This window comes from Pseudarthrobacter sp. 10T415 (assembly GCF_056394175.1).
In genome coordinates this window covers 34,338-41,138 of the sequence record NZ_JBFTHJ010000024.1, presented here as the reverse complement: position 1 = coordinate 41,138, position 6,801 = coordinate 34,338, and the positions used below count along the sequence as shown (strand labels likewise).

At 64.9% G+C, this 6,801-nt stretch carries 8 protein-coding genes and 1 pseudogene; 3 read left to right on the top strand and 6 right to left on the bottom strand.

From position 1 onward, the window contains the following. Positions 1–154: pseudogene (locus AC1DBN_RS20055) on the top strand (IS481 family transposase); the annotation flags it as partial. On the opposite strand, the gene AC1DBN_RS20050 reads toward AC1DBN_RS20055, so the two are convergent. After that, a complete protein-coding gene (locus tag AC1DBN_RS20050; protein ID WP_477724046.1) occupies positions 151–1,080 on the bottom strand; it encodes a cation diffusion facilitator family transporter in 930 nt (309 codons plus the stop codon). The pseudogene AC1DBN_RS20055 and the gene AC1DBN_RS20050 overlap by 4 nt on opposite strands. A 193-nt stretch (positions 1,081–1,273) precedes the next feature. Here AC1DBN_RS20050 and AC1DBN_RS20045 point away from each other — a divergent pair, with 193 nt between their 5' ends. Further along, positions 1,274–1,549, top strand: coding sequence for a GlsB/YeaQ/YmgE family stress response membrane protein (locus tag AC1DBN_RS20045; protein ID WP_015936694.1), 276 nt, complete (start codon positions 1,274–1,276; stop codon positions 1,547–1,549). Positions 1,550–1,651: 102 nt separating this feature from the next. Here the strand turns inward: AC1DBN_RS20045 and AC1DBN_RS20040 are convergent, their stop codons facing one another. The 4 genes from AC1DBN_RS20040 to infC all read right to left on the bottom strand — a co-directional run bounded on the left by AC1DBN_RS20040 (position 1,652) and on the right by infC (position 4,645). Further along, positions 1,652–2,545: a TrmH family RNA methyltransferase gene (locus tag AC1DBN_RS20040; RefSeq protein WP_314215888.1), complete on the bottom strand. Its 894-nt coding sequence runs from the start codon at positions 2,543–2,545 to the stop codon at positions 1,652–1,654. Between the two features lie 61 nt (positions 2,546–2,606). After that, entirely contained in the window at positions 2,607–3,065 is a 459-nt protein-coding gene (rplT, locus tag AC1DBN_RS20035) for a 50S ribosomal protein L20 (protein WP_314215890.1), read from the bottom strand. Between the two features lie 119 nt (positions 3,066–3,184). Beyond that, positions 3,185–3,379 (bottom strand): 50S ribosomal protein L35, encoded by a 195-nt coding sequence (gene rpmI, locus AC1DBN_RS20030; RefSeq protein WP_009358635.1) that lies wholly within the window; start codon positions 3,377–3,379, stop codon positions 3,185–3,187. A gap of 117 nt (positions 3,380–3,496) precedes the next feature. Next, positions 3,497–4,645, bottom strand: coding sequence for a translation initiation factor IF-3 (gene infC, locus AC1DBN_RS20025; protein ID WP_477724044.1), 1,149 nt, complete (start codon positions 4,643–4,645; stop codon positions 3,497–3,499). A gap of 283 nt (positions 4,646–4,928) precedes the next feature. On the opposite strand from infC, the gene AC1DBN_RS20020 reads away from it, so the two are divergent. Next, positions 4,929–5,327 carry a DUF1844 domain-containing protein gene (locus AC1DBN_RS20020; protein WP_091719355.1) on the top strand — a complete coding sequence of 133 codons (399 nt, stop codon included), beginning with the start codon at positions 4,929–4,931 and terminating at the stop codon, positions 5,325–5,327. Positions 5,328–5,486: 159 nt separating this feature from the next. Here the strand turns inward: AC1DBN_RS20020 and AC1DBN_RS20015 are convergent, their stop codons facing one another. After that, positions 5,487–6,779 (bottom strand): MFS transporter, encoded by a 1,293-nt coding sequence (locus tag AC1DBN_RS20015; protein ID WP_477724043.1) that lies wholly within the window; start codon positions 6,777–6,779, stop codon positions 5,487–5,489. Between the last annotated feature and the right edge of the window lie 22 nt (positions 6,780–6,801).

The following is a 6,801-nucleotide window of genomic DNA, read 5'->3' as shown; positions in this document are numbered from 1 at the left end:
ATGGGCCTACGCCAGACCCTACATAACAGAAGCCGAACGCGCCGCCGCCTACCCAGACTGGCTACACGCATACAATCACCACAGAACCCATACCGGCATCGGAGGCAAAACCCCCATCAGCCGCGTTCACAACCTCAGTGGGAATTACACCTAGCGGTCTTCCAGCGCGGAAGTCCGCTGCAGGTCAGGCTCCAGGTAGATCACGCGCGCTATGGGGACAGCCGTGCGGATCCGTGCCTCCGTGGCGTCGATCTCCGTGGCGATCTGCTCCCCCGTGGAGGACCTGCTGACGGCGATCTTGGCCGCCACCAGGAGTTCTTCCGGCCCCAGGTGCAGCGTCTTGAGGTGGATCAGCCGGCCGCCGTCGGACTCAATGGCGGCCGTGATCTTTTCGACGTCCTGCCGTGTGGCGGACTCCCCCACGAGCAGCGACTTCGTTTCCAGCGCCAGCACCACAGCGATGGCAACCAGCAGCAGGCCGATCATGGCCGTTCCCGCAGCATCCCACAGGCCGTTGCCGGTCAGGAGCGTCATGCCTACGCCGATCAGGGCGAACGCCAGGCCCAGCAGGGCGCCGAAATCCTCGAGCAGGATCACCGGGAGCTCCGGCTCCTTGGCGCTGCGGACGAACTTCACCCAGGACTGGGAGCCGCGGGAGCGGTTCGATTCGCGGATCGCCGTCCGGAAGGAGAAGCCCTCGGCAAGGATGGCGCCCACCAGGACAGCCAGCGGAACCCACCAGAAATCACCTTCGATCGCGTGCGGATCGCGGAACTTTTCCCAGGCTTCGAACAGCGCAAAGAGGCCACCGACACTGAACAGCACGATGGAGACGATGAAGGCGTAGATGTACCGCTCACGTCCGTACCCGAAAGGGTGCTGGGGACTGGCCGCCCGCTGCGACTTCTTGCCGCCCACCAGCAGCAGGAGCTGGTTTCCGGAATCGGCCACCGAGTGGATTGCCTCGGCGAGCATCGACGACGACCTGGTGAGGAAGTAGGCAACGAACTTCAATGCCGCGATGGACAGGTTGGCGGCCAGCGCCGCAATGATCGCTTTGTTTCCGCCATGTGCAGCCACGGTGGCGCCCTCCAGGGTTCGGGATAGTCGCATCACAGGTCCGGCTTCGTTTTCCGGCCATGCATACCGTACCCACGGTGCGCCCCCGCATGCGGCAGGCACAAGAGCCGGACCTGCTGACTTTGCGGGCCCGTTATGTTAGCTTGAGCCTCATCGGGACCATCACGTTCCCGTGAATATATGAGGAGGAAACATGGGTTTTCTTGCTTGGATTATTCTCGGCCTGATCGTTGGGGCCATTGTTAAAGCCGTCATGCCCGGCAGGGTCGGCGGCGGTTGGGTCACCAGCCTGGTTCTGGGTGTGGTGGGCGCCATCGTAGGTGGCTGGATTGGCAGCCTCCTGTTCAACCGGGGCGATCTTGGCTTCTTCGACCTCGGAACCTGGATTCTCGCTATTGTTGGCGGCTTGGTGGTCGCCGGCATCTACGGAGCAATCACGGGCCGCGGCAAGGCAACCCGCGCGCCCTAGAAGGCACCGTTAGCGGAATCTGCCGCTATCCAGGGCCCCGGATCTTCCGGGGCCTTTACTTTTGTTCCGAGGCACTATGACTTTGTTCCGAGGCAACAGGCGTCAGTTGCGCTGGGACCTGGCACTCGCATACAGGCAGACGGTGGCAGCCGTTCCCAGGTTCAGGCTTTCGGCGGCTCCGTAGACGGGCACGGCCACCCGGTGGTCAGCCAATTCAAGCTCCGCCGCGGAAAGCCCCTGCGCTTCGTTGCCGAACAGCCAGGCAGTAGGCCCTCCGAGGTCGTACACCGAATCGGGGCCGGAGCCCGTCAGCCGGCGCCTGGCGTTTTCGTCCTGGAGGGCATCCAGGTTCAACGACCCATACCCGTCAGCAGCCAGGATGCCTATCCCGCGCGCCTTGCACGCCTCCGCGAGGTCGGCAACTTCAGCGCCCAGGACCACGGGCAAGTGGAACAGCGAACCTGCTGTGGAGCGGACCGCCTTGGGGTTGTAGATGTCAACGCTGGAGCCGGTCAGCACCACTGCGTCAGCACCCGCGGAATCGGCGGCGCGGAGCACCGTCCCGGCGTTTCCGGGGTCACGCACCTGGCACAAAACGGCAATCAGGCGGGGACCGGCGTCGAGCACCGACTCCAGCGACACATCAACGAACCTGCAGACGGCGATGATGCCCTGCGGATTGACAGTGTCTGCCATGGCTGCCAGGACCTCATCCGTGGCCAGCCAGGCGTTGGTTCCCTCAGCAAGTTCCTCGAACTCCGGAAAGCGGTCCAGGCATGTCTCGCTGGCATACACATCGGTGACCACGCCCGGGGAACCCGCTGCAAGCCGCTCCTGGTGGAGCCTCAGGGCCTCGCGCACCGACTGCGGGCCTTCGGCCAGGAAGTGGCCGCGCTTTAAACGGGCCGGGCGCCCTGCAAGTTTCGCCACGTCACGCACCCGATCGGCTCGGGGATTGGACAGTAGGGAATCTTGCGGGCGCCCGGTTTTGTTCATACAAGAACTCTAGTGGCTGGTGCCACCGGCTCCTGAACAGCCCCTGGGGGCAGCGGGTTGCTTACTCGGCAGCAGCCTCGGCGGCGACAGCCTTCTTGCGCGTGGCCGGCTTCTTCGCAGCCTTGGGGGCAACGGCAGCCTGGACAGCGGGAGCGGAGGTGTCAGCAGGCAGGGAGTCCTTGGCAACCTTGACCAGCGCAGCGAAGGCGTTGGCGTCGGAGACGGCCAGTTCAGCCAGCATGCGGCGGTCAACCTCGACCTCAGCGGCCTTCAGGCCCTGGATCAGACGGTTGTAGGTCAGGCCGTTGGCGCGGGAAGCCGCGTTGATGCGCTGGATCCACAGGCGGCGGAAGTCGCCCTTCTTCTTCTTGCGGTCGCCGTAGCTGTACACAAACGAGTGCAGCAGCTGCTCTTTGGCCTTGCGGTACAGGCGTGAACGCTGTCCACGGTAGCCCTTTGCGCGTTCAAGGATAACCCGGCGCTTCTTGTGGGCGTTGACCGCCCTCTTCACACGTGCCACGTGCGTACTCCTTCGAAAATCTGATCCCAAGCATCTGTCACCGGATGTTCCGGTGGCCTGAGAAGGCTTTTTGGCAATTGACCGGCTACCGGACGGCAGTCAGCCAGGAAACTTGGAAATTAGATGCCGAGCATCTTCCGGATGACCTTTGCGTCGCCCTTGAAGACGATCTTGTCGCCGGCGAGGCGGCGGGTCAGCCTGGAGGACTTGTGCTCGAGGTAGTGGCGGCGGTTGGCCTGCTGGCGGCGCAGCTTGCCACTGCCGGTCAGCTTGAAGCGCTTCTTAGCACCGCTGTGGGTCTTCATCTTCGGCATGGAAACCGATCTCCTTACGTATCCGCAGGCTATGCCTGCAGCTCTATCGCGCAGCCGCCCGGGGGGCGGCCTGCTGGTTGCTGTCTGCCGATGGCCGGGGCCGTCGGCAGCTGTGGACTAAGTGGTCTTCTTACCCGACGGCTTAGGTGCTGCCTTCGGGGCAGGACGTGCGGCCGGCTTCGGTGCAGCAGGCCTGGCCACGGGCTTCGGCGGAGCCGGAACAGCTGCAGGCTTCGGAGCCGCCACCGGCTTGGGCGCCGGGGCCGCAGCCTTGGGGGCTTCCTGCGCGGGAGCCTCCTGCTTGGGCGCCGGGGCCGCAGCCTTGGGGGCTTCCCGCTTGGGAGCCTCCTGCTTGGGCGCCGGGGCCGCAGCCTTCGGAGCCTCCTGCTTGGGAGCTTCCTGCTTCGGAACCTCCTGCTTGGGAGCTTCTTCGGCAGCCTTGGCTGGAGCCTCGGCAACGGCCTCTTCGGGTGCTTCCGCAGTTGCCTGCTCAGCTTCGGCCGGCGCCTCCGCCTCGGTGGAAATGGTGAAGCCCTCGGGCAGCAGATCCGCCAGCGACTGGGTCATGGGAGCATCGTCCTTGCCGGACGTGTCCACCCGTCCCGCGGCCTTGGCTTCATTCTCAGCCTTGGCATCGGCGCGCTGGGTGGCACGGCGGGCCTCCGCCTTCGCTTCTGCCTTGTTCTTCAGCGGACCAACCACCATGACCATGTTGCGGCCGTCGATGCGGGGGCTGGACTCAACCACGCCGACTTCAGCGACGTCATCGGCGAAGCGCTGGAGCAGGCGGATGCCCATCTCCGGACGCTGCTGCTCACGGCCGCGGAACTGGATCATGGCCTTGACCTTGTCCCCGGCGCCGAGGAAGCGCAGTGCGTGCCCGCGCTTGGTCTCGTAGTCGTGGGTGTCGATCTTCAGGCGGAAGCGGATTTCCTTCAGAACGGTGTTCGTCTGGTTCTTCCGGGCTTCACGTGCCTTGACCGCGGCTTCGTACTTATACTTGCCGAAGTCCATCAGCTTGCACACCGGAGGCTTCGCCTGAGGTGCAACTTCAACGAGATCAAGGTCAGACTCGGCAGCCAGACGGAGGGCATCCTCAATACGGACGATTCCTACCTGTTCACCTGCAGGGCCGACCAGCCGCACCTCGGGGACGCGGATACGCTCATTGATTCTTGGCTCGCTAATGTTAAAGCTCCTGTTTTTGTCGTTGTATCCCGGCAAATAGAGAAGGCCCCCAATTGCCGGAGCAATCGAAGGCCTCATGTCAGGTTGGTGCTGCCGGGCCCGGGACGGGCCTGCATGCACTGATTCGGCGAACTGCCGGACCAGTGCCCAACCGTGTACCCGGCAACCTTGCGTTCCACAGGGTCCTGGCGGAACCTCGGAACAACGGCTGACGCGGGTGGGAGAGAACTCCGCTTGCAAACTGCATGCCATTCTACAGAGAAAATTCCCGTCAGCGCCGAACAGCACTGCTGGGAACCTGGCCTGTGAGGGCAATCTCTGAAATAACGACATCCAGTCGGTCTGTGTCAAGCTTACCAGTATGAGCACCCCAGACAGTAATTCATACGTTTTCGAGCCTGCCCAGGGCAGCGCCGGCAACTCCGCCGACGTCTCCCAGCAGGTCCGGGACATCTCCGAAGTTCCGGCCATCGAGGTCATCACCACCGCTGCCGTCCACCTGATGTCCGCCGCCGCCGTCAAGCTCGGCCTGGCCGCAGAAGAGAACGCCGCCGACCTGAAGGACCTGGACGAGGCCCGCAAACTCATCACCGCCCTTGCCGGGCTGGTGACGGCCGCCGCTCCGGAAATCGGATCGCAGCACGCAGGTCCCTTGCGCGACGGCCTCCGCTCCCTGCAGCTGGCGTTCCGTGAAGAGTCGCTGATCCCGGACGCTCCGGGCAAGGGTCCGGGCGAAAAGTTCACGGGCGCAGTCAACTAGCCCAGAACTCCCCCACACAGCGCGCGACGGCGGGCGACCTTTAAGGGGTCGTCCCGCCGTCGTGCTTTAAGAACCTGCGCCGCAGGACGTTGGGCAGGTGGGCGGGCCTTCGAGTGGGCCTGCGCCCGCCGGCCCCAAAGCTCCAGACGGGTTGTCCGGTCAGGCCTTGACCTGGCGGCGCCGGCGCTGCTGCAGGAGCAGTCCCGCAAGGCACAGGATGACACCGGCCACCCCTACGGACACGAAGCCGCCGGAGGGGCCTGTGCTGTCAATGAAGACGCCCGCCAAGGGTGAACCAAAGGCCACCCCTGCGGTCAGCGCAGACCCGTACCAACCCATCGCTTCGCCCCGGCGCTCTTCGGACACAAGATCGGCCACCTTCTCCGAGGCAGCGGACAGCACCGGCGCGCACAGGAGCCCGGGCAGGATGGACAGCAGGGCGAGCGTCCACGTTCCGGATGCGAAACCCATGGGAATGGTGAACGCGGCCATGCCCATTAGCAGCAGGATGGGCGGTACAGGCCTGTGCATGGCGCCGTAGACCAGTCCGCCCACCACGGATGCCGCACACCAGAAGAGGAAGACAATCCCGATCTCGCCTTGGTGCCCGCCGATCTCCAGTGCCGCCACGATGCCAACGTCACTGCCGCTCAGAACCATGCCGGCACCCGCCGCAACTGCGAAGACCGCACCCACCGTAGGTGTAAACCAGGCGAAGCTGTGCGCCACCCTGCCCCTGACACCCGGGGCACGTTCTGCCCCGGCAGGCAGCAGGTCCGCCGCGGCTTCCTGCAGGTGGGCGGGTGCAGCCGAGACCACGGCGACTTCAGCCGCGTGCTGCTCGTCCTCGATGCATTCCCCGGTTTGGTCCGGGCTGCGGGTGGGCGGGTTGAACCAGATCAGGAACAGCCCCGCCAGGGAAGTGGACAGGCCCACCACGGTGAGACCCGCCGTCGTATGCCCGCTCGTGGCCACCACGGCGCCGGCCGCGGGCCCGATCATGAACACCATCTCGGTGCTGATGGCATCCAGGGCAAAAGCGGTGCGCCTCTGCTTGCCGTCGGCCAGGACACCCAGGGACTGGCGCACCACGCTGAAGATGGGCAGCGTCAGCAGGCCGCCGACGAATACCAGCGGCAGGAGCCACTGGTAGGACACGTGCGGAACGATGGACCAGATGACCGCTTCGGAGATTACGGACGGGACCAGTGCACGGCGGAGGCCGACGGTGTCCACCCGGCGCCCCCGCCAGGGTGCACCAACAGCAATACCGATCGTCATCACGGCGGCAGCAGCACCGGCAGCGGCGTATCCCTGCCCCAGGGTGAGGACGATATGCAGGGTCAGCAGCACGCCCGCTGCAGAATGCGGGATACGGGCAACCATGCCCACCAGCAAAAGCCTCCGGATGGGCCGGACGGCCAGCAACTCCCGGTACAGCGCAAAGTTCACGAAAAAGGTTCCTTACGTATGC